At 43.7% G+C, this 21,574-nt stretch carries 20 protein-coding genes; 2 read left to right on the forward strand and 18 right to left on the reverse strand.

Going from position 1 to position 21,574, the window contains the following annotated elements; all coding sequences use genetic code 11:
* Nucleotides 1-134 precede the first annotated feature (134 nt).
* The 10 genes from ybeD to leuS all read right to left on the reverse strand — a co-directional run bounded on the left by ybeD (nt 135) and on the right by leuS (nt 10,866).
* Nucleotides 135-413 (reverse strand): DUF493 family protein YbeD, encoded by a 279-nt coding sequence (gene ybeD / locus EYW48_RS15225; RefSeq protein ID WP_053310279.1) that lies wholly within the window; start codon nt 411-413, stop codon nt 135-137.
* 116 nt (nt 414-529) lie between these two features.
* On the reverse strand, nt 530-1,708 hold the full coding sequence (locus EYW48_RS15230) for a serine hydrolase (RefSeq protein ID WP_053310278.1): 1,179 nt from the start codon (nt 1,706-1,708) through the stop codon (nt 530-532).
* 92 nt (nt 1,709-1,800) lie between these two features.
* Entirely contained in the window at nt 1,801-2,583 is a 783-nt protein-coding gene (locus EYW48_RS15235) for a septal ring lytic transglycosylase RlpA family protein (protein ID WP_261918021.1), read from the reverse strand.
* Between the two features lie 2 nt (nt 2,584-2,585).
* A complete protein-coding gene (gene rodA / locus EYW48_RS15240) occupies nt 2,586-3,707 on the reverse strand; it encodes a rod shape-determining protein RodA (RefSeq protein WP_261918020.1) in 1,122 nt (373 codons plus the stop codon).
* Nucleotides 3,707-5,593, reverse strand: a complete 1,887-nt coding sequence (gene mrdA, locus EYW48_RS15245) for a penicillin-binding protein 2 (protein WP_053310275.1) — start codon at nt 5,591-5,593, stop codon at nt 3,707-3,709. Before mrdA ends, rodA begins: the two co-directional genes overlap by 1 nt.
* Before the next feature lie 6 nt (nt 5,594-5,599).
* Nucleotides 5,600-6,070: a 23S rRNA (pseudouridine(1915)-N(3))-methyltransferase RlmH gene (gene rlmH, locus EYW48_RS15250; RefSeq protein WP_053310274.1), complete on the reverse strand. Its 471-nt coding sequence runs from the start codon at nt 6,068-6,070 to the stop codon at nt 5,600-5,602.
* Between the two features lie 3 nt (nt 6,071-6,073).
* Nucleotides 6,074-6,391 (reverse strand): ribosome silencing factor, encoded by a 318-nt coding sequence (gene rsfS, locus EYW48_RS15255; RefSeq protein WP_053310273.1) that lies wholly within the window; start codon nt 6,389-6,391, stop codon nt 6,074-6,076.
* A gap of 63 nt (nt 6,392-6,454) precedes the next feature.
* Complete coding sequence (gene holA, locus EYW48_RS15260; protein ID WP_053310272.1) at nt 6,455-7,480, reverse strand: DNA polymerase III subunit delta; 1,026 nt, start codon at nt 7,478-7,480, stop codon at nt 6,455-6,457.
* 9 nt (nt 7,481-7,489) lie between these two features.
* Complete coding sequence (gene lptE / locus EYW48_RS15265; protein ID WP_274693481.1) at nt 7,490-8,110, reverse strand: LPS assembly lipoprotein LptE; 621 nt, start codon at nt 8,108-8,110, stop codon at nt 7,490-7,492.
* Nucleotides 8,111-8,292: 182 nt separating this feature from the next.
* Nucleotides 8,293-10,866 carry a leucine--tRNA ligase gene (gene leuS, locus EYW48_RS15270; RefSeq protein WP_277432636.1) on the reverse strand — a complete coding sequence of 858 codons (2,574 nt, stop codon included), beginning with the start codon at nt 10,864-10,866 and terminating at the stop codon, nt 8,293-8,295.
* A 122-nt stretch (nt 10,867-10,988) separates the two neighbouring features.
* Here leuS and EYW48_RS15275 point away from each other — a divergent pair, with 122 nt between their 5' ends.
* A complete protein-coding gene (locus EYW48_RS15275; protein ID WP_274674781.1) occupies nt 10,989-11,459 on the forward strand; it encodes a zinc ribbon-containing protein in 471 nt (156 codons plus the stop codon).
* Between the two features lie 73 nt (nt 11,460-11,532).
* On the opposite strand, the gene lnt is transcribed toward EYW48_RS15275, so the two are convergent.
* From lnt to miaB, 5 genes are all read right to left on the reverse strand, one after another.
* Entirely contained in the window at nt 11,533-13,041 is a 1,509-nt protein-coding gene (gene lnt, locus EYW48_RS15280) for an apolipoprotein N-acyltransferase (protein ID WP_277432637.1), read from the reverse strand.
* A 45-nt stretch (nt 13,042-13,086) separates the two neighbouring features.
* Entirely contained in the window at nt 13,087-13,962 is an 876-nt protein-coding gene (corC, locus tag EYW48_RS15285; RefSeq protein ID WP_053310267.1) for a CNNM family magnesium/cobalt transport protein CorC, read from the reverse strand.
* A gap of 92 nt (nt 13,963-14,054) precedes the next feature.
* Complete coding sequence (ybeY, locus tag EYW48_RS15290; protein ID WP_053310266.1) at nt 14,055-14,519, reverse strand: rRNA maturation RNase YbeY; 465 nt, start codon at nt 14,517-14,519, stop codon at nt 14,055-14,057.
* Complete coding sequence (locus tag EYW48_RS15295; protein ID WP_053310265.1) at nt 14,516-15,616, reverse strand: PhoH family protein; 1,101 nt, start codon at nt 15,614-15,616, stop codon at nt 14,516-14,518. Before EYW48_RS15295 ends, ybeY begins: the two co-directional genes overlap by 4 nt.
* 69 nt (nt 15,617-15,685) lie before the next feature.
* Nucleotides 15,686-17,110, reverse strand: coding sequence for a tRNA (N6-isopentenyl adenosine(37)-C2)-methylthiotransferase MiaB (gene miaB, locus EYW48_RS15300; RefSeq protein ID WP_053310264.1), 1,425 nt, complete (start codon nt 17,108-17,110; stop codon nt 15,686-15,688).
* 255 nt (nt 17,111-17,365) lie between these two features.
* On the opposite strand from miaB, the gene EYW48_RS15305 reads away from it, so the two are divergent.
* On the forward strand, nt 17,366-18,517 hold the full coding sequence (locus tag EYW48_RS15305) for a 2-octaprenyl-3-methyl-6-methoxy-1,4-benzoquinol hydroxylase (protein WP_171980427.1): 1,152 nt from the start codon (nt 17,366-17,368) through the stop codon (nt 18,515-18,517).
* A gap of 241 nt (nt 18,518-18,758) precedes the next feature.
* On the opposite strand, the gene crr is transcribed toward EYW48_RS15305, so the two are convergent.
* The 3 genes from crr to EYW48_RS15320 form a co-directional block, all read right to left on the reverse strand.
* Entirely contained in the window at nt 18,759-19,268 is a 510-nt protein-coding gene (gene crr / locus EYW48_RS15310) for a PTS glucose transporter subunit IIA (protein ID WP_053310262.1), read from the reverse strand.
* Nucleotides 19,269-19,373: 105 nt separating this feature from the next.
* Nucleotides 19,374-21,098 carry a phosphoenolpyruvate-protein phosphotransferase PtsI gene (gene ptsI, locus EYW48_RS15315; protein ID WP_053310261.1) on the reverse strand — a complete coding sequence of 575 codons (1,725 nt, stop codon included), beginning with the start codon at nt 21,096-21,098 and terminating at the stop codon, nt 19,374-19,376.
* A gap of 139 nt (nt 21,099-21,237) precedes the next feature.
* Complete coding sequence (locus EYW48_RS15320) at nt 21,238-21,495, reverse strand: HPr family phosphocarrier protein (protein ID WP_011078325.1); 258 nt, start codon at nt 21,493-21,495, stop codon at nt 21,238-21,240.
* Nucleotides 21,496-21,574: the final 79 nt, after the last annotated feature.

Raw genomic sequence — 21,574 nt, forward strand, 5'->3', positions numbered from 1 at the left:
CTGATAAATTTATCCATGTTGCTGATGTGGCTCATTTAGCTCTATGATTTATATGAAAAAAGCAGCCTAGGCTGCTTTCAAAAAAAATTGAAAAAATCAAAAATATGAGAGGTTAATCCATTCTCATCAACAAATTATAGCACCATTCGTACGATATCTATTTCACCGAGTTCTTTGTATAGCACTTCAACTTGTTCAATTGAAGTGGCGGTGATATTGATCGAAACTGAATGATAATTGCCTTTCGCACTTGGTTTTATCACTGGACTATAATCACCAGGAGCGTGGCGTTGAATGACTTCTAAAACCAATTCAGGAAGCTCTGGTTTAGCATGACCCATTACCTTGTAAGTAAAAGAGCAAGGGAACTCAAGTAGGTCTTTTAATTTCGCATCAGAATTTATGGTCAGCATAGTAGAGACTCCAGTTAGTCAATCGATTGGTGGCGAATAGTACTGTCAATCGATATTAATCTCAATAATAACAAAAGCCGCCATTATGGCGGCTTTCTCGTTGTTCATTATGAACCTTAGAATAAGCCTTTGAAAAGCAATACGATGTAATCCCATAGGCGGCTAAAAATTCCACCTTCTTTTACATCTTCCAATGCCATCAATGGGTATTGGGCAACGTCTTCACCATCAAGTTGATAGTATAGCTTACCGACAACATCACCTTTATTTATTGGGGCTTTTAGTTCTTTTTCAAGAACAAAACTGGCGGTTAAATCTTTCGCTTGACCACGAGGTAGGGTCACATAGGTATCTTCGTCTACACCTAGTGCTACCGCGTCCTTGTCACCCATCCAGATTTTTTCTTCAACGAAGGTTTCGCCAGCTTTGTGAGGCGCAACGGTTTCGAAGAAACGGAATCCATAGCTCAGTAATTTTTTGCTTTCCGATTTACGCGCATTGGCATCTTTAGTGCCCATGACGACTGCCACTAAACGCATTTTACCTTCAGTCGCTGAACTTACGAGACTGTATCCAGCATTCGTTGTGTGTCCGGTTTTTATACCATCGACATTCATGCTTTTATCCCAAAGTAAGCCGTTACGGTTGTATTGGGTAATGCCGTTATAGGTATATTTTTGCTCGGAATAAATACGGTATTCATCAGGCACATCACGAATCAGTGCTTGGCCTAATAATGCCATGTCGTATGGCGTAGAATACAGATTTGGGTTATCTAATCCGTGTACATTGGCAAAGTGAGTATCGTTCATTCCCAGTGAACTGGCCCAAGCATTCATTAGATCGACGAATGCATCTTCAGAGCCTGCGATGTGCTCAGCCATCGCAACACAGGCGTCATTGCCTGATTGGATGATGATGCCGCGATTGAGATCTTCTACTTTGACCGTTGTGCCGACCTCAATAAACATTTTTGATGAATCTGGGAAGTTTTTTGCCCATGCATTGCGGCTGATAACCACATCATCTTCAGGAGAAATGTTGCCACGACTGAGTTCTTGACCTATCACATAGCTGGTCATCATTTTGGTTAAGCTTGCTGGAGATAATTTAGTATTCATCTCTTTTTCAGCTAGAACTTTTCCTGAATGATAATCCATTAAAACGTAGCCCTTTGCTGCAATCTGTGGTGCATCAGGCACCACGATAGGACCTGCGAACACGGAGCTAGTGAAGGTAGCGGAAAGCGCAATTGAAGACGCTAGAATCGGTTTTAAAAACGTTATTTTTTTCATGATGAATGCAAATTTTCTTGTTAACTGTCCATATCTTAACAGAAACGACCTATCAAGCCAGAGCCGGAATCAATATCACGGTGTTTGAAGGGTCACTGAGTAACGGGTTGCTTTTTGATGAATGCTGTCTCGTAACCTAGCAATTTAACTTTTTCAAGCGCTTGCTGCGTCAGAGAATAGTCATTAAATGGGCCTAAAAAAACACGGTGGCTATCATTTACGCTGTCGATAAAGCTTTCAACGGATAACTTTTGACTTAAATCTTGAGATAAAGTTCGAGTTCTATCTTCATATTTTGAAGAGGCAACCTGAATAATGTATTTAGGGTGACGATTTGTCGGTTTTGTGGTGTTTGGTTTTTCGACGGTAATGACTTTTATCTCTACATTGGCGGTACCCGTTTGTACTACTCCTAGTTTGTAGGCTGCGGCGTAACTTAAGTCGATGATTCGTCCTTCATGGAAAGGACCACGATCGTTGACACGAACAACGGTTGTTTTTTGGTTATCTAAATTGGTGACTTGAACATAACTGGGTAGTGGCAATGTTTTATGCGCAGCCGTCATCGAATACATATCGTAGATTTCACCATTAGAGGTCAGGTGACCATGGAACTTCTTGCCGTACCAAGATGCTTGCCCCTTTTCAGTGAAACCGTTGCTGTCTTTGATTATGGTGTAATTCACCCCGCGCAGTGTGTAGTTTTTATTGCCACCTAAACTGTACGGTTCGTATTGAGGCTGCGCATCTTCAATGTGATCGACAGAAATAGGGGCTTTAGGCGCCACATCATCTTTGATTGAATAGCGGTCAGAAGAGCTGCAACCTGCGAGAAAAACGCTGGTCGTAATAAAAATAAATAGCGTATTTCTCATGGTTAAGTCGCCTTTGAAAATGCGTTTCTATGTGTATGAATGGACATCAGAATCCCGAACCCTGCCATCAGTGTTACCATGGATGTTCCACCATAGCTGATCAAAGCAAGAGGCACTCCCACAACAGGTAAAATACCACTTACCATGCCAATATTTACAAAGATATAAACAAAAAAGCTCAATACAATACTGCCTGCCATCATGCGGCCAAATGCTGTTTGTGCATTGCTAGCAAGGTATAAGCCGCGTCCGATAATGAAAAGGTAAATAGCTAACAAGCATAAGATACCAATCATGCCCCATTCTTCGGCGATCACGGCAAAGATAAAGTCAGTATGACGTTCGGGTAAAAACTCAAGTTGTGATTGCGTACCATGTAGCCATCCTTTGCCTGACATCCCACCTGAGCCGATGGCAATTTTACTCTGAATAATGTGGTATCCCGCACCTAGCGGATCTGATTCTGGGTTAAACAGTGTGCGAACTCGGACCTTTTGGTATTCACGCATTAAAAAGAACCACAGCACCGGAATAAAAGCGCCCAATGCAACGGCGGCTGCAAAAATAATTCGCCAACTTATCCCTGCAAGGAAAATAACGAATATTCCTGATGCGGCAATCAAAATCGATGTGCCTAGATCAGGTTGTTTGGCAATCAAAATTGTTGGAATGAAAACCATCAATAAAGCGATAAACAGTGTTTTGAAACTCGGTGGAAGGGCTCGTTTACCGATATATCGAGCCACCATGAGTGGTACGGCAAGCTTAAGCAGTTCTGAAGGCTGGAAGCGAACAAAACCAAGGTTTAGCCAACGTTGTGCCCCTTTAGATGATTCACCAAAGAACAGTACGCCTAGTAGTAATACGACACCACAAAAGAACAGAAATGGGGCAAGCGCTTCATAAGTGCGGGGGGATACTTGTGCAAGGATAAGCATCACACCAAGAGCGAGCGCCATGCGCATTGCTTGCCTGTCCATCATGGCCAAACTTTGACCGCTGGCACTGTACATCACTACCAAACCAAAGCCCATCAGCAACAAAATGCCAAGCAGCAGTGGGAGATCGATATGTAGGCGCTCAAATAGCGCTCGGTTTTGGCCAGTTGAAGGATCGAGTTCCATTATTTTTCTGCCTTAGTTTCTTCGCCCAATAGCGCTTTATCAAACACTTTACGCACAACGGGGGCTCCATTAGTAGAGCCTCCGCCTGCATTTTCTAGTACTATCGTCACCACGAGTTTTGGATCTTCTACAGGGGCAAAACCGGTAAACAGTGCGTGGTCACGTAAGTGTTCTGCAAGCTCATCTGCATTATATTCTTGATTCTCTGCTAGTCCGAAAACTTGTGCCGTACCTGATTTACCTGCACTGGTATATTTTGAGCCGTAAAAAGAGCGGCGCGCCGTGCCTTTTTTCCCATGGTTAACTAATTCCATTCCGTGAATGGCGATATCCCAATAACGTTTTGGCACTTCGTTAATTGGCGGGTACGTTTCGACATCAGACAGTTGTTGTTTACTGAATTCTTCACCATTTTTAATGGTCGAACGCAGTAGGTGAGGGGCGATAACTTTACCATGATTGACTAATACTGAGGTTGCTTTGGCAATCTGCATTGGCGTTGCTGTCCAGTAGCCTTGTCCGATCCCAACCGGTATGGTATCGCCTTGGTACCACGGCGTACGGTGGCGAGCCATTTTCCACTCACGCGTTGGCATATTGGCTTTACTTTCTTCAAAAATATCAATGCCGGTGTAATCACCAAAGCCAAAGCGCATCATCCAAGCTGAAAGCCTGTCGATCCCCATATCATAAGCGATTTGATAAAAGAACGTATCGACAGACTCTTCAAGTGCTTTGGTGATGTCTACTTTGCCATGCCCCCAACGCAGCCAATCGCGGAAGGGTTTGGTTTTAGAGTTAGGTATTGTCCAATAGCCTGGATCGTTGCGCACTGTTTTGGTCGTTATCACGCCCTCTTCTAAGGCTGACACGGCAATAAATGGTTTAACAGTAGAGGCGGGTGGATAAATGCCCAGTGTTGCGCGGTTAACCAATGGCCTGTTTTTATCGGTCAGAAGCGCGTTGTACGCTTTACCAGAGATACCATGAACGAAAGCGTTAGGGTCATAACTAGGGCTAGATACCATAGCGAGTACGCCGTTATCTTTGGGATCGAGCACAACAGCGGAGCCGCGACGACCATCAAGCAGTTGATGCACGTAAAGTTGTAAGTCGATATCCAGGTTTAAAACAATGTCTTTACCGGCAACGGGGGGAACGTATTTTAAGGTACGGATGATACGACCACGGCTGTTGACTTCCACTTCTTGGTAGCCAGCAATGCCATGTAAGGTTTCTTCGTAGAAACGCTCGATACCCAATTTACCAATATCACGAGTAGCCTGGTAGTTAGCCGCTTTTTCTTCACGTTCTAGGCGTTCTAAGTCTTTATCGTTGATCCGTGATACATAGCCAATGACATGAGTCAGCACTGCACCGTAAGGATAATAACGCTTTAAGTTGGCGGTAACGGAAACTCCAGGAAATCGATGCTGATTAACGGAAAAAATGGCCACTTGTTCTTGAGTCAATTGAGTCAAAATAGGGATGGAATTAAAGCGTCGGGTTTGTCGTCGCTCTTTTTCAAAAGTCGCAATTTTCTCTGGTGATATTTCGAGAATATCTTGCAAGCGAGCAATGGTCTCAGCCATATTTTTCACTTGTTCTGGAGTGATTTCGAGGTTAAATACCGGGCGGTTTTCTGCTAAAAGAACGCCATTACGATCGTAGATCAACCCGCGATTGGGAGCGATGGGAACAACTTTAATTCGGTTATCGTTGGAACGTGTTTTGTAATCTTGATATTGATTAATTTGGATGTGATATAAATTGGTGAGCAAAATGCCCACCAAAACTACAATACCAATGAAAGCTGCAATCGCTCGGTTTCGAAAAAGGCGAGCTTCAGCTTGGTAGTCACGAATTTGGCTACGATTACGCAACATGTATATTTATTCTCGGTGGTAAGGATGGTTCGCGGTAATGCTCCAAGCTCGATACAAACTCTCAGCCATAACCACTCGCACAAGAGGGTGAGGGAGAGTCAACGGCGATAGAGACCAGCTTTGTTCGGCTGCCGCTTTGCATGCAGGGGAGAGCCCTTCTGGGCCGCCAATCAAAATCGAAACATCACGAGCATCTAATTTCCAACTTTCTAACTGCCCAGCGAGCTGTTCTGTATCCCAGCGCTTGCCTGGAATATCGAGTGTAACAATTCGATTACCTTTTGGCACTGCCGCCAACATGGCTTCGCCTTCTTTTTGCAAAATTCTTGCAATATCAGCGTTTTTCCCTCGTTTTCCTGCTTGTATTTCAATCAGCTCTAGGGGCATGTCGTGCGGAAAGCGGCGGCGATATTCTTGGAAGCCTTCTTCGACCCACTTGGGCATTTTTGTCCCAACGGCGATCAGTTGAATTTTCAACGTTTAGCTCCAGAGCTTTTCTAGTTGGTACAGTTCTCGATGCTCTTCTTGCATAACATGCAACATGCTGCTGCCCATGTCTAGGACCACCCATTCACCTTCAGCTTCACCATCCATGCCCAAAGGTTCAAGACCGACTTTTTTTACCTCGCTAGAGACGTGCTCAGCAATAGAAGCAACATGTCTTTTCGATGTGCCAGTGCAGATGATCATATAATCGGTAATGCTGGATTTTCCTTTTACATCCAATGTTTTGATATCTAGCGCTTTCATATCATCAGCTTTATCTGCAAGAAAGTCTTTTAATTCGTGGTGTTGCAAAGGTGCTCTCCTATAAGAACAAATTTAAGGCGAAAGAAAAATGGAGCGCAGTATATCACGCTTTTAGGCCAACTTTGACAAGCCCGATTGAGGTAAACAAAACTCAATACTGAGTTGCTGCAATAGTGGCCAAGGTGAGGTGTCATACTGCGTTTTAGCCATGATTTCAGCTTGGCTGAGTTGTTGTATCAGTTGCTGTAATTTTACGCTCGACAAGCGTTTTAAACTGGCAGAATACCAAGGACGTTTTGATTGCCATATTCTGTGTTTATCAAAAATAGCGCCTAACGTCATCTGCGAGAGTTCTTTTTGCATTTGCAGCAATAATAAAAGCTCTTTTTGAAGACTACGAATAAGGATAACGCATTCTGTTTCTTCTGCGATCAATTGGCGCAAGATACGCTGTACTCGGTTCGCTTGCCCTTCTAATAAGGCGTCAATCCAATGGAATACAGTGAAGTGGTTGTGTCTACTGAGTGACTCTTCTAAACGGATCAAAGTCAGTTGGCCATCAGGATAGAGCAGGGCAAGTTTTTCTAAACTTTGCGCGAGTGCAAATAAATTCCCTTCATGCCACTGAGCGAGCATTTGAACCGCTTCTTTGTCCGGCGTTAGACCGAGAGCGCGGCAGCGCATCATGACAAATTGTGGCAATTTTTGCATGTCAGGCGTTAAGCAACTGACCCAACAACCTTGAGCTGAGAGCGTTTTAAACCATTTTGCACTTTCTTGTGCCTTGGTTAATTTACCCCCAATGATGACCAGCAAAATATCGTCATGAAGTGACTCACTTAGCGAGAGTAACTCCTTGGCAATCGCAGCGTTAGCACCGGCTTCCGGTAACTCTATTTCTATGATCTGTCGACTAGAAAAGAGGCTTAGAGACTGACAGCAATCATAAACATCAGGCCAATTTAAATTGGAATCAGCAGCAAAGCGGTGGCGTTCTTCAAAGCCATGCTGCTGAGCTTTTTTTTGAATAGCAAGGCGAGATTCTTGTAACAAAAGTGGCTCGTTGCCAAACAACAAATAGATGTTCACTAGTTGCTTATTTAGATGATCAGCCAATTTGTCAGCAAATATTCTCATTACCACGACCTAGTTTGATTGATTGGTTGGGGCTAATTCGCCTTCAATCGTTTGTATATCGTACTGCTTTTCGATGGTTTGCATTTGTTCGTTTTCTTGCGCTTCAAGCATCATCTCACTGGCCGCAATATTAGCTTTTAAACGAGCCATTTGACGTAAGATTTGGCTGGCGGCAACTTTACGCATTTCATCTTCGATCATATCGCGCTCTACGGATTTAGCGAGTGCTGTCAGTGGGTTATCTAGATAGCTGCGGGTAACGCTGGTCGAAAACACTTTTGTTCCTACATCAGGGACAGTCACGCGGTAAGAGGCGTTAAACGTTAACTCTTTTTCAGCCGCGCGAGTGTTTTGATATAAAGAAAGCGTCCGTTCTCCCACGCCTTCACTAAGTAGGTGTAAATTAGGTACATCTTTTGCCGGTGAGACTAGCTCTATTTCAGTCACGCGCAGTTGGTTTTTCACCATACGGGTAAAGGTGCTGTATTGGTCATAACTGGTTAATGACATTCTGTGCAACTCTTCGGGCACCGAGTAATCGCCACGAAGATGAAAACCACACGCTGAAAGTAGAGTCGTCAATGCGAGTACAGAGATTAACTTCAATGAGGAAGAAGGGATAAGGCGCATTAGATTTAAATTCTCATATGTTATTTACTTATTTTAGTTTACCTCATCAGGTTACTTGCTTAAGAGCATTACTGGAGAGGAAATATTATGTAGTCAGATAAACTAAAATAAGTAAACAGGGTAGCGAGCCACCCTGTTTAATTTGCACTTATAGCAAACTAATCCATTACCGTGATAATGTCTTAGTTTGCTACGATGTTGAGCAATTTACCGGGTACGTAGATTACTTTACGAATCGTCAATCCATCGGTAAATTTCATTACGTTTTCATCCGCTAAACCAAGTGTTTCAACCTGATCTTTGGTTGCGTCTGCGGCAACAGTCAGTTTGCCACGTAGCTTGCCGTTGACTTGCAATACAATCAGTTTTTCATCTTCGACTAGTGCTGATTCATCGTAAGTGGGCCAAGTAGCGTTATCTACATTTGATTCACCGAGCGCATTCCACATTTCAAAACAGATGTGTGGAGTGATTGGGTAAAGCATGCTTACTACCGCTTTCATGGCTTCATCAAGAATAGCGCGATCTTGTGCTGACTCTTGTGGTGCTTTTGTCAGCTTATTCATTAGCTCCATGATAGCTGCGATTGCTGTATTGAAAGTTTGTCGACGAGCAATATCATCAGTCACTTTCGCAATGGTTTTATGTACTTCACGACGAAGCGCTTTTTGCTCACCAGAGAGTGTTGCGGCGTCAACCGCTTCTGCTGCACCTTTTGCTGTGTGTTCACCAACCAATTTCCAAACACGTTTTAGGAAACGGTTTGCGCCTTCAACGCCAGACTCTTGCCATTCCAATGTCATATCAGCAGGAGAAGCAAACATCATAAATAGACGAACTGTATCAGCACCGTATTTGTCAACCATCTCTTGTGGATCAATACCGTTGTTTTTTGACTTAGACATTTTGATCATGCCTGAGTGCTCAACGCTACGGCCTTGGTTATCAATTGCTTGTGTGATACGACCTTTACCATCACGGTCAACTTTCACATCCGTCGGTGCTATCCATTCTTTAGTGCCTTTCTCATTGGTATGATAGAAAGCATCCGCAAGCACCATACCTTGACACAATAGTTGCTTGAATGGTTCGTCAGAAGTGACGTAACCAGCATCACGCAAAAGTTTGTGGAAGAAGCGTGAGTACAGTAAGTGCATGCACGCGTGTTCAATACCACCGATGTATTGATCCACCGGTAACCAGTAGTTAGCTTTTGCTGGGTCTAGAATATCGTCTGCTTGTGGTGAACAGTAGCGAGCGTAGTACCAAGACGACTCCATAAAGGTATCGAAAGTATCGGTCTCACGCAGTGCTGGTTCACCATTGAAGGTGGTTTTGGCCCACTCTTTATCGGCTTTGATTGGGCTTGTAACCCCATCCATAACTACATCTTCAGGAAGAATGACTGGCAGTTGATCTGCTGGTACTGAATGAACTTGGCCATCTTCAGTCGTCACCATTGGGATTGGTGCACCCCAGTAACGTTGACGAGATACGCCCCAGTCACGTAGACGGAAGTTAACAGTCTTCTTGCCTTTTCCTTCAGTTTCTAGTTTGGCTGAGATTGCATCAAATGCTGCTTGGAAATTAAGGCCATCAAATTCACCTGAATCAAACAGAACCCCTTTTTCGGTATAAGCGGCTTCTGATACATCCACATCAGAACCATCTTCAGGTTTGATCACTGGAATGATATCTAAGCCGTATTTAGTGGCGAACTCATAGTCACGCTGATCATGAGCGGGTACAGCCATCACCGCGCCAGTGCCGTAATCCATCAACACAAAGTTTGCGATATAGATAGGTACTTCACGCCCATTGAGCGTATGGATAGCGGTTAAGCCTGTATCCATACCTTTCTTTTCCATCGTAGCCAGTTCTGCTTCAGCTACTTTCGTATTCTTACATTCGTCGATGAATGCGGCTAATGCTGGGTTATTTTGAGCTGCAATAGTCGCTAGCGGGTGACCCGCAGCGATACCCACGTAGGTTACACCCATTAATGTGTCTGGACGCGTGGTATAGACTTCAAGATCTGAATGATCCTGAACGGCAAACTTAAGCTCAACACCTTCAGAGCGGCCAATCCAGTTACGTTGCATGGTTTTAACCATTTCAGGCCAACCGTCAAGTTTGTCGAGATCGTCCAATAGCTCTTGTGCGTAAGCCGTGATTTTGATGAACCACTGTGGGATCTCTTTTTGTTCCACAGGGGTATCACAACGCCAACAACAGCCATCTTCCACTTGCTCATTAGCAAGTACTGTTTGGTCATTTGGACACCAGTTCACTGACGAGGTCTTTTTGTAAACAAGGCCTTGTTCGTAAAGCTTAGTGAAGAACTCTTGTTCCCAACGATAGTATTCAGGAGTACATGTTGCGAATTCACGGCTCCAATCATAACCAAAGCCAAGAAGCTTAAGCTGATTTTTCATGTACTCAATGTTTTCATAAGTCCACGGAGCTGGCGCAGTTTTGTTTTTTACTGCGGCATTTTCTGCCGGAAGGCCAAAAGCGTCCCAGCCAATTGGCTGCATTACATTTTTGCCTTGCAGACGTTGGAAGCGAGAGACTACATCACCGATGGTATAGTTGCGCACGTGACCCATGTGCAGTCGACCACTTGGGTAAGGAAACATAGAGAGACAGTAGAATTTTTCTTTATTTGGGTCTTCACTTACCACAAAGGTCTTGTTGTCATCCCAGTGCTGCTGAACTTTTTGTTCAATATCTTGCGGGTTATATTGCTCTTGCATCGATGATATCCGGTTATCTTGGAATTTGTGAGTTCGGTTAGAACAGATTCTAATTGATCGACATAGAATACCTAAAGCAAGGGTACACAACAATAGCCAATCTAGTTTGATGGAGGTCACTAATGCCAAAACGTAAAGCGAGTTATGAAGAGATTGTTGATGATGTGATAGAAACACTCAAACATAGCCCAGATGAAGTATCAAATGTTTTGCATACATCGGGCAAAGTTGTTGATGCAGCGAACGATATGACCAAAGATGAGTTGGCGTTGATTTCGGCTTACGTTAAAGCTGATTTGAAAGAGTTCGCGGATAATTTTGAAGAGAGTCGAAGTAGCCCGTTTTCGTTGATGATCGCAAACTCAATTTGGCAAGGATTGCTAGATATTACTGATCGTACGAAAGTGGAATGGGTTGAGCTATTTCAAGACTTAGAGCGACAAGGTTTATATCAGGCAGGTGAGATGATTGGTTTAGGTGTATTAGTTTGCGACCATTGTGGGCAAAAAACGGAATACAACCATCCAACGGAAATTGTAGCTTGTATCCAATGTGGGAAAACTGCCTTTACCAGGTTGCCATTAAAACCATAATAGTGATGTGCTTTGGCTATCTGTGATTTCAAAGGCGCACTAAGCGCCTTTGTTTCATTTTAACTGAGCACTATTAGCTCTTCCATCGCCACCCACAAAGTAAGCTTAAGAAGACCCAAATATACAAAGGCCAAGTTCCAATGGTTCGATAAGGGGTATGACCTGTTGTTGAGGTCAGCTCTGTTTTAAGTACGCCAGTTTCAAACTGAGGCAGTTGTTTGAGGATGTTACCCTTATGATCCGTGACCGCTGTGACGCCGTTATTGGTTGAACGTATTAACGGCTTCCCTAGCTCAAGAGCGCGCATTCTGGCGATCTCCATATGCTGTAATGGCCCAATAGATCGACCGAACCAAGCGTCGTTTGATAGCGTTAAGATAAAGTCGGTATCGTCTGTGACGTTTGCTCGTACTTGCTCACTAAAAATGATCTCATAACAGAGCGCAGGAGTGAGGTGTTTCCCATTCGCTATGATATTAGGTTGAACATACTCTCCGCGATGAAAAGATGACATTGGTAAGTTAAAAAACGGAGCAATGGGCCTTAAGAATTTTTCAAAGGGGACAAATTCACCAAAGGGCAGTAGGTGATATTTGTGATAGCGCAGGGTTGGGTCATAGGTGTAATCACCATAAGGCGTTTCACCAAGCGTCAGTATGCTGTTATAAAATTCTTTCTCAGGTCCTTGGTTCAATATACCAGTAATGATTGCGCTGTTATTCATCTTTGCTGCGCTATCAAGGTTATGCAGAAAAGAGGGGATCTCAAATTCGAAAGCTGGAATGGCTGCTTCTGGCCAAATGATAATATCCGCATCCCAGTTTTCACGGCTGAGGTCGGTATATTTCATAATGGTTGGCCAACGTTGGTTAGGGTGCCATTTGACAGCTTGATTGATATTACCCTGGATGAGTGCAATTTTGGTGGTTGAGCTAGGGTCTAGTGTTACCCAATCAATATTTCTTAAGCCAAAACCAGTGGTAAAGATAATCGCAGGAATAAGTAGCAGCGCCCATGCTCGTTGAAGCAACGTCATCGCGATAGCACTGGAACACACGATAACGAGCAAAGTGATGAGCTCGACACCCCCTAATGGGGCAAAGCTGGCCAGGGGGCTATCGATTTGGCTATAGCCTAACCACAGCCAAGGAAATCCGGTCATCACCCACCCTCTTAACCAGTCGGTGAGTAACCAAAGTGCTGGCGCGGCTAAGAAAAAGCGAGTGAGATTATTTTTCGGGAAAAAACGGTTTAAAAGACCGGCAAATAACCCAGTGTAGATGGCTAAATATCCGACCAATAGTGACATCAAAAATAGGCTAGCGATTTTTGGCATACCGCCAAATGTGTCGATGCTGACGTGTACCCAACTGATACCAAAGGCGAAGAAACCTAACCCCCATGCATAGCCTATTACGGTGGCTTTTCTAGTTGATTGTTGGTTAATCAGTAGTAACAAGAGTACGGGGCTGATGATGGCAAGTGGCCAAAATTGGTAAGGAGCAAAAGCTAAAGGGGTTAATACGCCAACAAAAGCGGCCGCTAACGGCCGCTTTAGGCGATGAATAAATGCTTTAATCATCTTTTGTCATTCTAATGTACTTACTTCAGTAAGAATGGATATTGGTTATTCTTCTGTGGTGACAGGAAGAGTTTCAAGATCAGGGATGGTGACTTGTAGTTGAACAACTCTACGGCTGTCTGCTGCGGTGACTTTGAAACTATAGTTTTCGATCTCAACCACTTCACCACGGCTTGGCAAATGACCAAATGCAGTCATGACTAGTCCACCTACGGTATCGACTTCTTCATCACTGAAGTTAGAGCCAAAAGCATCATTAAAGTCTTCAATGGTTGTTAGTGCTTTAACCGCAAATGTATGCTTGCTGAGCTTACGAATATCAAGCTGTTCTTCGTCATCGAACTCGTCTTCAATATCGCCGACGATTTCTTCCAAAATATCTTCAATGGTTACAAGACCAGATACCCCACCAAATTCATCAACGACGATCGCCATATGGTAACGTTCTTCACGAAACTCTTTCAGCAATCGGTCAACTCGCTTACTTTCCGGCACAACCACGGCTGGGCGAATCACTTCTAAAATGTCAAATGGTGCGCTTTCTGAACCCAAATATTTAAGTAAGTCCTTCGCAAGTAGAATACCTTCAACATGGTCTTTGTCTTCACTGATAATCGGATAACGTGAGTGCTGAGCGTCTGTAATCAGCGCAATTAAAGCATCCAAGTTAGCATTTTTATCAACAGTGACCATTTGTGAGCGTGGGATCATAATATCTCGCACGCGCATCTCAGAAATCTCCATCACACCTTCCAACATATCACGGGTGTCATGGTCGATTAGGTCATTTATTTCGGAGTCGCGGATGACATCTACAAGCTCTTGGCGATCTTTGGGCTCACCTTGAAATAATTGGCCTAGGCGTTCAAAGAAGGACTTTCTACTCGGACCTTCAGAATTCTGGGGGTTATCTTCGTTCATTGTTTCTCTAATTATTCACGCTATCAGATGTGTGATAGCACACATATTTGTACCTGCCAGTCAGGTACAGCTTTAAAGCTCTTGCTTTTAAGCTATTCTTTTTCTGCAATGTATGGGTCTTCAAAGCCCATATCAAGCATGATTTCTGTTTCGAGAGACTCCATCTCTTCAGCTTCGTCATCTTCGATATGATCATAACCTAACAGATGCAGGCTGCCGTGTACAACCATATGCGCCCAGTGTGCCATCAATGGCTTGTTTTGCTCTTGGGCTTCTTGTTCTACTACTTGGCGACAAATAACGAGGTCACCGAGCAAATCGATTTCCATTCCCGGCGGTGCTTCAAAAGGGAAAGAAAGCACGTTGGTTGGCTTATCTTTTCCACGGTATTCGCGATTGAGTTGCTGACTTTCTTGGACATCAACCACACGAATGGTCACTTCTGCTTGAGTCTGAAATGGTGTTACCGCTTTATTGAGCCACTGGCTAAAATCATTAAAAGTAGGTAAACCTTGTTCTGATTCGACCGCTAATTGTAAATCTAGTTCGATACTCATTGTTCACCAGTCGTTTTTTCAGTTTCTAACAATTCAGCGTTTATCGTGTCGACGACTTTTGCTTCGCGCTCTTCTCGTCGACGTTGCTCATTAGCTTTTCGTTCTTTTTGATCTTTCGCTTCCCATTTTTCATAGGCGTTGACGATACGTGCTACGACTGGGTGACGAACGACGTCGTCGGCAAGGAAGAAGTTGAAACTGATTTCATCGACTTCATTGAGTACTTCAATGGCATGTCTAAGGCCAGAACGAGCACCGCGAGGTAAGTCAATTTGGGTGACATCGCCGGTGATCACGGCGCGAGAATTAAACCCAATCCGAGTCAAAAACATTTTCATCTGTTCAACGGTGGTATTTTGGCTTTCATCCAAAATAATAAAAGCGTCGTTAAGCGTGCGTCCACGCATGTAAGCGAGCGGAGCCACTTCAATCACATTACGCTCAATCAGCTTTTCTACTCGTTCAAAGCCGAGCATTTCAAACAAAGCGTCGTAGAGTGGTCGCAAATAAGGGTCAACTTTTTGGCTTAGATCTCCCGGTAGAAAACCGAGTTTCTCGCCAGCTTCAACTGCAGGCCGAGTCAGCAAAATTCTGCGAATTTCTTGGCGTTCAAGTGCATCAACGGCTGCGGCAACGGCTAAGTATGTTTTCCCTGTACCGGCTGGCCCAATCCCGAAACTGATGTCATGAGTGACCATGTTAACTAAGTACTGAGCCTGATTCGGTGTGCGCGGTTTTATGACACCTTTTTTGGTTTTAATGAACACTTCTTTACCATGTTCAATGACCGCTTCCGAGTTTTGTTCAAGGATGCCTGATTCTTTGATCGCTAAGTGGATTTGTTCAGGCTCGATGTCGGGAATATTACCGTGGACAGGTGCGGTATCAACGTATAAAGATTTAATAATATCTAAAGCAGCGGCTGCGGTATGAGGTTGGCCGACAATGGTGAAAAACTGGCTGCGATGGTTGATTTCGACACCTAAACGGCGCTCTAAATGCTTGATGTTGTCATCGAATGGACCGCACAGACTGGCAAGGCGGCGGTTATCTGAAGGTTCTAGATCTATCTCTAGCGTCACAATTTTATTGCTCAATGTTGCCTCTCAGTTTGCCATTTAATAGCACCCGATTTGGACCGGGTGCCATATGGAATTATTGTAAACCTAAGGTGTAAACGTTGCTACTCCTAGCTCATCTTCACGACGAGTCTGCGCCATCATTTGAGTAGGAGAAATCATGGTGCGAAGGTCCATATCTTTTTCTGTACGCACTAATTCACCACGTAGTGAGTTAGCAAATACGTCTACGATCTTCACATCAACGAATTGACCAATGAGATCGGCAGAACCTTCAAAGTTTACAACGCGGTTATTTTCTGTGCGCGCACGAAGTTCCATCAAGTTCTTTTTCGATGGGCCTTCAACTAGAACGCGTTGCTCAGTACCAAGCATTAAACGTGAATAACGCATGGCTTGCGCATTGACCGTTTGTTGTAGTTCGTACAGGCGCTCTTTTTTAACTTCTTCAGACAAATCACAAGGATAGTCAGCAGCAGGTGTACCTGGGCGTGGAGAAAAAATAAAACTGAAGCTCATATCGAAATCAACGTCTTTAATTAGCTTCATCGTGTCTTGGAAATCTTTGTCACTTTCACCTGGGAAGCCAACAATGAAGTCTGAGCTAATTTGAATATCTGGACGAGCTTTACGCAATTTACGAATGATCGATTTGTATTCAATCGCGGTGTGTGGGCGCTTCATCATGGTTAAAATTCGGTCTGAACCACTTTGTACTGGAAGATGCAGGAAGCTCACTAGCTCTGGTGTATCTTCATAAACAGCAATGATGTCATCGGTAAATTCAAGCGGATGACTGGTTGTGAAGCGAATGCGATCAATACCATCAATCGAAGCGACCAAACGTAATAGTTCTGCAAAAGAGCAGATTTCGCCATCGTGCATTGGGCCACGATAGGCATTAACATTCTGACCAAGTAGGTTGACTTCGCGTACACCTTGCTCAGCAAGTTGGGCGATTTCGTACAACACGTCATCCATTGGACGGCTTACTTCTTCGCCGCGAGTGTATGGCACTACGCAGTAAGTGCAATATTTTGAACAGCCTTCCATGATAGAAACAAAAGCGGTCGCACCGTCTGCTTTTGGCTCTGGTAGACAGTCAAATTTCTCAACTTCAGGGAAGGAGATATCCATCACCGGCCCGGCGTTGGTTTGTGATTGTTTAATCATTTCAGGTAAACGGTGTAGCGTTTGTGGGCCAAAAATAACATCAACGAATGGCGCTCGTTCACGAATATGATCGCCTTCTTGTGTTGCCACACAACCGCCAACACCAATCACAACGCCCTGTTTTTTATCTTTTAGCGTTTTCCAACGACCTAGTTGGTGGAAAACCTTTTCTTGCGCTTTTTCACGGATTGAACAGGTGTTAAGTAATAGTACATCTGCTTCCTCTGGCTCTTCCGTTAGCTCATAGCCGTTTGCAGCGTTAAGCAGGTCGGCCATTTTTGATGAATCGTATTCATTCATCTGGCAGCCCCAGGTTTTAATTAGCAGTTTCTTACTCATCTCACTTCCGCTCATTTTGTTTGTCTAAATTCGTTGAGCCATGCTCAAATTATAGCCGCCATATCAGCGGTAGCCGCGTATTGTACTGCTTTAAAAAGTCACTGACTAGTGATCCAGCGAAATCTATTCTATACAAGGCTGTATCTAGGGTTTTGCCATGTTTTTAATAAGGTTTTTGATGAAAAAAATTAGCAAAAATGTCTGAGGAACGTACAATGAAAAACAGCCCAAAAATCAGAATGAAAAGTGTAAATAATGGATAATTTTGACGTAGTGATCGTTGGTGGTGGCATGGTAGGTGCTGCTGTTGCGCTTGGTTTTGCTAAACAAGGACGCACAGTCGCGGTTATTGAAAGTTGCATCCCTGAAGCATTTGATGCTTCGCAAGCCTTTGATTTGCGTATTTCTGCTATTTCACAAACATCGGTTCAGCTATTGGAGTCTTTGGGGGCTTGGGAGTCTATTGCTCGCATGAGAACATGTCCATACCGTCGTTTAGAAACCTGGGAGCACCCAGAATGCCGAACGCGATTTAATAGCGAGGATTTAGCCTTACCACAGCTTGGTTATATGGTTGAAAATAGGCTCATACAGTTGGGGTTATGGCAACAGTTCGAACACTATTCAAACCTAACGTTACTTTGCCCTGAGAAGCTAGAATGTATTGATTTTGATGAGCTTAACACTGTGCATTTGCAGTCAGGAAAATCACTCAAAGCCCAATGGGTGGTCGGTGCTGATGGGGCTAACTCCAAGGTGCGCCAACTTGCTCATATTGGTGTTACGGCTTGGGACTATCGCCAACAATGTATGCTTATCAATGTGGAAACCGAAATGCCTCAACAAGATATCACCTGGCAGCAGTTTTTTCCTTCAGGACCTCGTTCATTTCTTCCTTTGCTCGGTCAGCAAGCTTCTTTGGTTTGGTATGACTCTCCAGCGCGCATTCGTCAACTATGTGCCTTGGACGCAGACGCGCTCAGAGGTGAAATATTATCTCACTTTCCACAAGAGCTAGGTGATATCAAGGTGTTGAAGTGGGGGGCGTTTCCTCTTACTCGGCGTCATGCTCAGCAATACTCAAAACGACAATGTGTTGTGGTCGGTGATGCGGCGCACACTATCAACCCGTTAGCAGGGCAAGGGGTGAATCTTGGTTTGAAAGATGCCAAGGTATTATTGAATGTTACTGAAGGAAAAGCTCGATTGTCTGATGACTTGCTGTATGAGTATCAATGTCGACGTTACCCAGATAACTTGTTGATGCAAACGGGAATGGATCTGTTTTATAAGACATTCAGCAACCAAGTTCCGCCAGTTAAGCTGCTTCGTAATGCGGTATTGAAGTTGGCAGAGCACTCAGGTCCAGTTAAAGGTCAAGTGTTGAAGTACGCTTTAGGGCTTTAGGCTGTATATACCCTTCCCACTTGAAGCTGCAGCTGTGTTGGCTACATTCGTTCACCCCAATCACATAGTTTATCTATGCTCATGGGGATAAACTCACTTGCCGCCTACCTGCAACTTCAAGTAGTTTGGGTATGGCATCAACAGAGTGAATTTAGGTCCAAGATGTCATAAATTGAATACAACAAAAAACGCTGCTCAAAAGCAGCGTTTTTTTACATAACAATGACGATAACCAATAGGGTTACTTAGTTACGCGTAGAACTGGAGTTTCACCTACAGTTACAGAACCAGAAAGTTTGTTCAACTCTTTGATTTCATCCATGTTAGAGATAACAACTGGAGTCAAAGTTGATTTTGCTTTCTCTTCTAAAAGCGCTAGATCGAATTCGATTACAGTATCGCCAGCTTTAACAGCTTGGCCTTCTTGTGCAATGCGAGTGAAGCCTTCGCCTTTCAGTTCAACAGTATCGATACCGAAGTGAACAAATAGCTCAACACCATCGTCAGACTCGATTGAGAATGCGTGGTTTGTTTCGAAGATTTTACCGATAGTACCATTTACAGGAGCTACCATCTTGTTACCAGATGGTTTGATGGCAATACCATCACCAACGATTTTCTCAGCGAAAACAACATCTGGCACATCTTCAATATTTACGATTTCACCAGAAAGAGGTGCGATGATTTCGATTGCACCCGCATCTGCGCTGTCGTCAGATACTAGCTTTTTAAGTTTGTCAAACAGACCCATTGTGTCATGCTCCTAACGTTTAGTTTAATTCTGTCGATTTATAGTATACCAATCATTGAGATTAGACGACTACTTTTAGTCGTCTAGGTCATTGGTATCGGCAGATTATTGAGTTTTCTCTGCGATGAATTTGTCTACGCAAGCTTCAATCTCTGCAGCAGTTGGAAGAGAAAGTGCTTCTTCAGCCATTGCTTTCACGTCTGCAAAGTTTGAATTACGAATGACTTTCTTCACTGTCGGGATAGAAATACCGCTCATAGAGAACTCGTCAAGTCCCATGCCTAGTAGCAGAAGCGTTGCGCGTTCATCACCTGCGAGCTCGCCACACATGCCAGTCCACTTGCCTTCAGCATGAGATGCATCGATAACTTGTTTAATCACCGTCAGTACTGCTGGTGATAGTGGATTGTAAAGATGAGAAATCATCTCGTTACCACGGTCAACCGCTAACGTGTACTGAGTCAAATCGTTAGTACCGATAGAGAAGAATGACACTTCTTTCGCTAAGTGATGAGCGATAGCTGCGGCAGCTGGTGTTTCAACCATGACGCCGATTTCGATATTCTCGTCGAAAGCAAGACCTTCAGCACGAAGTTCTGCTTTGTACTCTTCGATTGCACTCTTAAGTTCACGAATTTCTTCAACAGAGATGATCATTGGGAACATGATGCGTAGTTTGCCGTGTGCAGATGCACGTAGAATACCACGTAGTTGATCGCGGAGAATTTCACGGCGATCAAGGCTGATGCGAACAGCACGCCAACCCAAGAATGGGTTCATCTCTTTTGGTAGATCCATGTATGGCAGATCTTTATCACCACCAATATCCATGGTACGGATAATAACCGCTTCACCGTGCATTGCTTCTGCAACTTCTTTATAAGCTTGGTATTGCTCATCTTCAGTTGGTAGGGCATCACGATCCATGAATAGGAATTCAGTTCGGTATAGACCGACGCCTTCACCACCATTACGTAAGATACCATCGCAGTCTTTTACGGTACCGATGTTACCGCACACTTCAACTTGATGTCCGTCTAGTGTAATAGCAGGGAGGTCTTTAAGTTTTGCTAGCTCTTCTTTTTCAGCGGCAAAGTCATCACGAATTTTTTTCGCTTCTTCAAGCTGTGCTTCTGAAGGATTAATGATGATTTTGTTGTTCATAGCATCAAGAACAAGCATATCGCCATTTTTCACTTTTTTAGTGATGTCGTTAGTACCAACAATCGCTGGAAGTTCAAGTGAACGAGCCATAATTGAAGTGTGAGATGTACGACCACCAATATCACAAGCAAAGCCCAACACGTAATCAAGGTTGATTTGTGCAGTTTCAGATGGTGTTAGATCGTAAGCAACAAGAATAACTTCTTCGTTGATATCGCTAAGTGAAACGATATTGATACCAAGAGCATTCTTAACGAAGCGAGAGCCGATATCACGGATATCTGTTGCACGTTCTTTTAAGTACTCGTCATCAAGAGATTCGAGTGCAGCAGCTTGTTCTTCGATCACGGTATAGATCGCGTTATCTGCATGCATTTTGTCATTTTTGATGAGTGCTAAAATCTCTTCTTCTAGCTCTTCATCTTCAAGCAACATGATGTGGCCTTCGAAGATGGCTTCTTTTTCTTCACCAAACGTTTCAAGTGCTTTTTGTTTAATCACTTCTAACTGAGCAGAAGATTTGTTACGTGCATCATAAAAACACTTAACTTGGTCTTCTACTTGAGCTTCTGAAATAGAGTGAGTATTTAGGACAATTTCATCTTCTTGAAGTAGCAGTGCTTTACCGAAAGCAATGCCTGGAGATGCTAGGATGCCTGAAATCATAGCCTTACCTTAACTTGGTCAACTGTAAACGGGAGGGTGTGTACTATTGCGCTAACGATAATTAATAGCCCAAAGTTTAGTCTATTTCCAACAAAGCCACTTTGTTTTCACAAAATGGCTTTGAAAATAGAGGACCGGATTAGTGTAGTTGGTCCATTAGAGCTACTAGGTGATCTACCGCTTGCTGAGCTTGAGGGCCTTCAGCAGAAATAGTCACAACAGTGCCTTTTACTAGGCCTAGTGTTTGAAGTTTGAAAAGGCTTTTAGCACTTGCGCTTTTGCCATTAGAAGTCACAGTGATGTCAGCATCGAATGCTTTCGCTTCTTTAACGAATTGCGCAGCAGGACGCGTGTGAAGACCGTTTTCTGCAGTGATTTCTACTTGCTTCTCGTACATGTTATATACCCCAATTGATTTATTTTTTGTTAGTTTCTCAACCAGAACAGCTTAACCGCTAATTGACGATTCTGCTAGT

Source organism: Vibrio sp. 1180_3 (genome assembly GCF_029478545.1).
GTDB classification, from domain to species: domain Bacteria; phylum Pseudomonadota; class Gammaproteobacteria; order Enterobacterales; family Vibrionaceae; genus Vibrio; species Vibrio aestuarianus.

Excerpts from the sequence above, each read along its gene's own strand:
- ybeD (WP_053310279.1), bottom strand. The coding sequence starts at position 413 with ATGCTGACCATAAATTCTGATGCGAAATTAAAAGACCTACTTGAGTTC.
- EYW48_RS15230 (WP_053310278.1), bottom strand. The coding sequence starts at position 1,708 with ATGAAAAAAATAACGTTTTTAAAACCGATTCTAGCGTCTTCAATTGCG.
- EYW48_RS15235 (WP_261918021.1), bottom strand. The coding sequence starts at position 2,583 with ATGAGAAATACGCTATTTATTTTTATTACGACCAGCGTTTTTCTCGCA.
- rodA (WP_261918020.1), bottom strand. The coding sequence starts at position 3,707 with ATGGAACTCGATCCTTCAACTGGCCAAAACCGAGCGCTATTTGAGCGC.
- mrdA (WP_053310275.1), bottom strand. The coding sequence starts at position 5,593 with ATGTTGCGTAATCGTAGCCAAATTCGTGACTACCAAGCTGAAGCTCGC.
- holA (WP_053310272.1), bottom strand. The coding sequence starts at position 7,480 with ATGAGAATATTTGCTGACAAATTGGCTGATCATCTAAATAAGCAACTA.
- lptE (WP_274693481.1), bottom strand. The coding sequence starts at position 8,110 with ATGCGCCTTATCCCTTCTTCCTCATTGAAGTTAATCTCTGTACTCGCA.
- leuS (WP_277432636.1), bottom strand. The coding sequence starts at position 10,866 with ATGCAAGAGCAATATAACCCGCAAGATATTGAACAAAAAGTTCAGCAG.
- EYW48_RS15275 (WP_274674781.1), top strand. The coding sequence starts at position 10,989 with ATGCCAAAACGTAAAGCGAGTTATGAAGAGATTGTTGATGATGTGATA.
- lnt (WP_277432637.1), bottom strand. The coding sequence starts at position 13,041 with ATGATTAAAGCATTTATTCATCGCCTAAAGCGGCCGTTAGCGGCCGCT.
- corC (WP_053310267.1), bottom strand. The coding sequence starts at position 13,962 with ATGAACGAAGATAACCCCCAGAATTCTGAAGGTCCGAGTAGAAAGTCC.
- ybeY (WP_053310266.1), bottom strand. The coding sequence starts at position 14,519 with ATGAGTATCGAACTAGATTTACAATTAGCGGTCGAATCAGAACAAGGT.
- miaB (WP_053310264.1), bottom strand. The coding sequence starts at position 17,110 with ATGAGTAAGAAACTGCTAATTAAAACCTGGGGCTGCCAGATGAATGAA.
- EYW48_RS15305 (WP_171980427.1), top strand. The coding sequence starts at position 17,366 with ATGGATAATTTTGACGTAGTGATCGTTGGTGGTGGCATGGTAGGTGCT.
- crr (WP_053310262.1), bottom strand. The coding sequence starts at position 19,268 with ATGGGTCTGTTTGACAAACTTAAAAAGCTAGTATCTGACGACAGCGCA.
- ptsI (WP_053310261.1), bottom strand. The coding sequence starts at position 21,098 with ATGATTTCAGGCATCCTAGCATCTCCAGGCATTGCTTTCGGTAAAGCA.
- EYW48_RS15320 (WP_011078325.1), bottom strand. The coding sequence starts at position 21,495 with ATGTACGAGAAGCAAGTAGAAATCACTGCAGAAAACGGTCTTCACACG.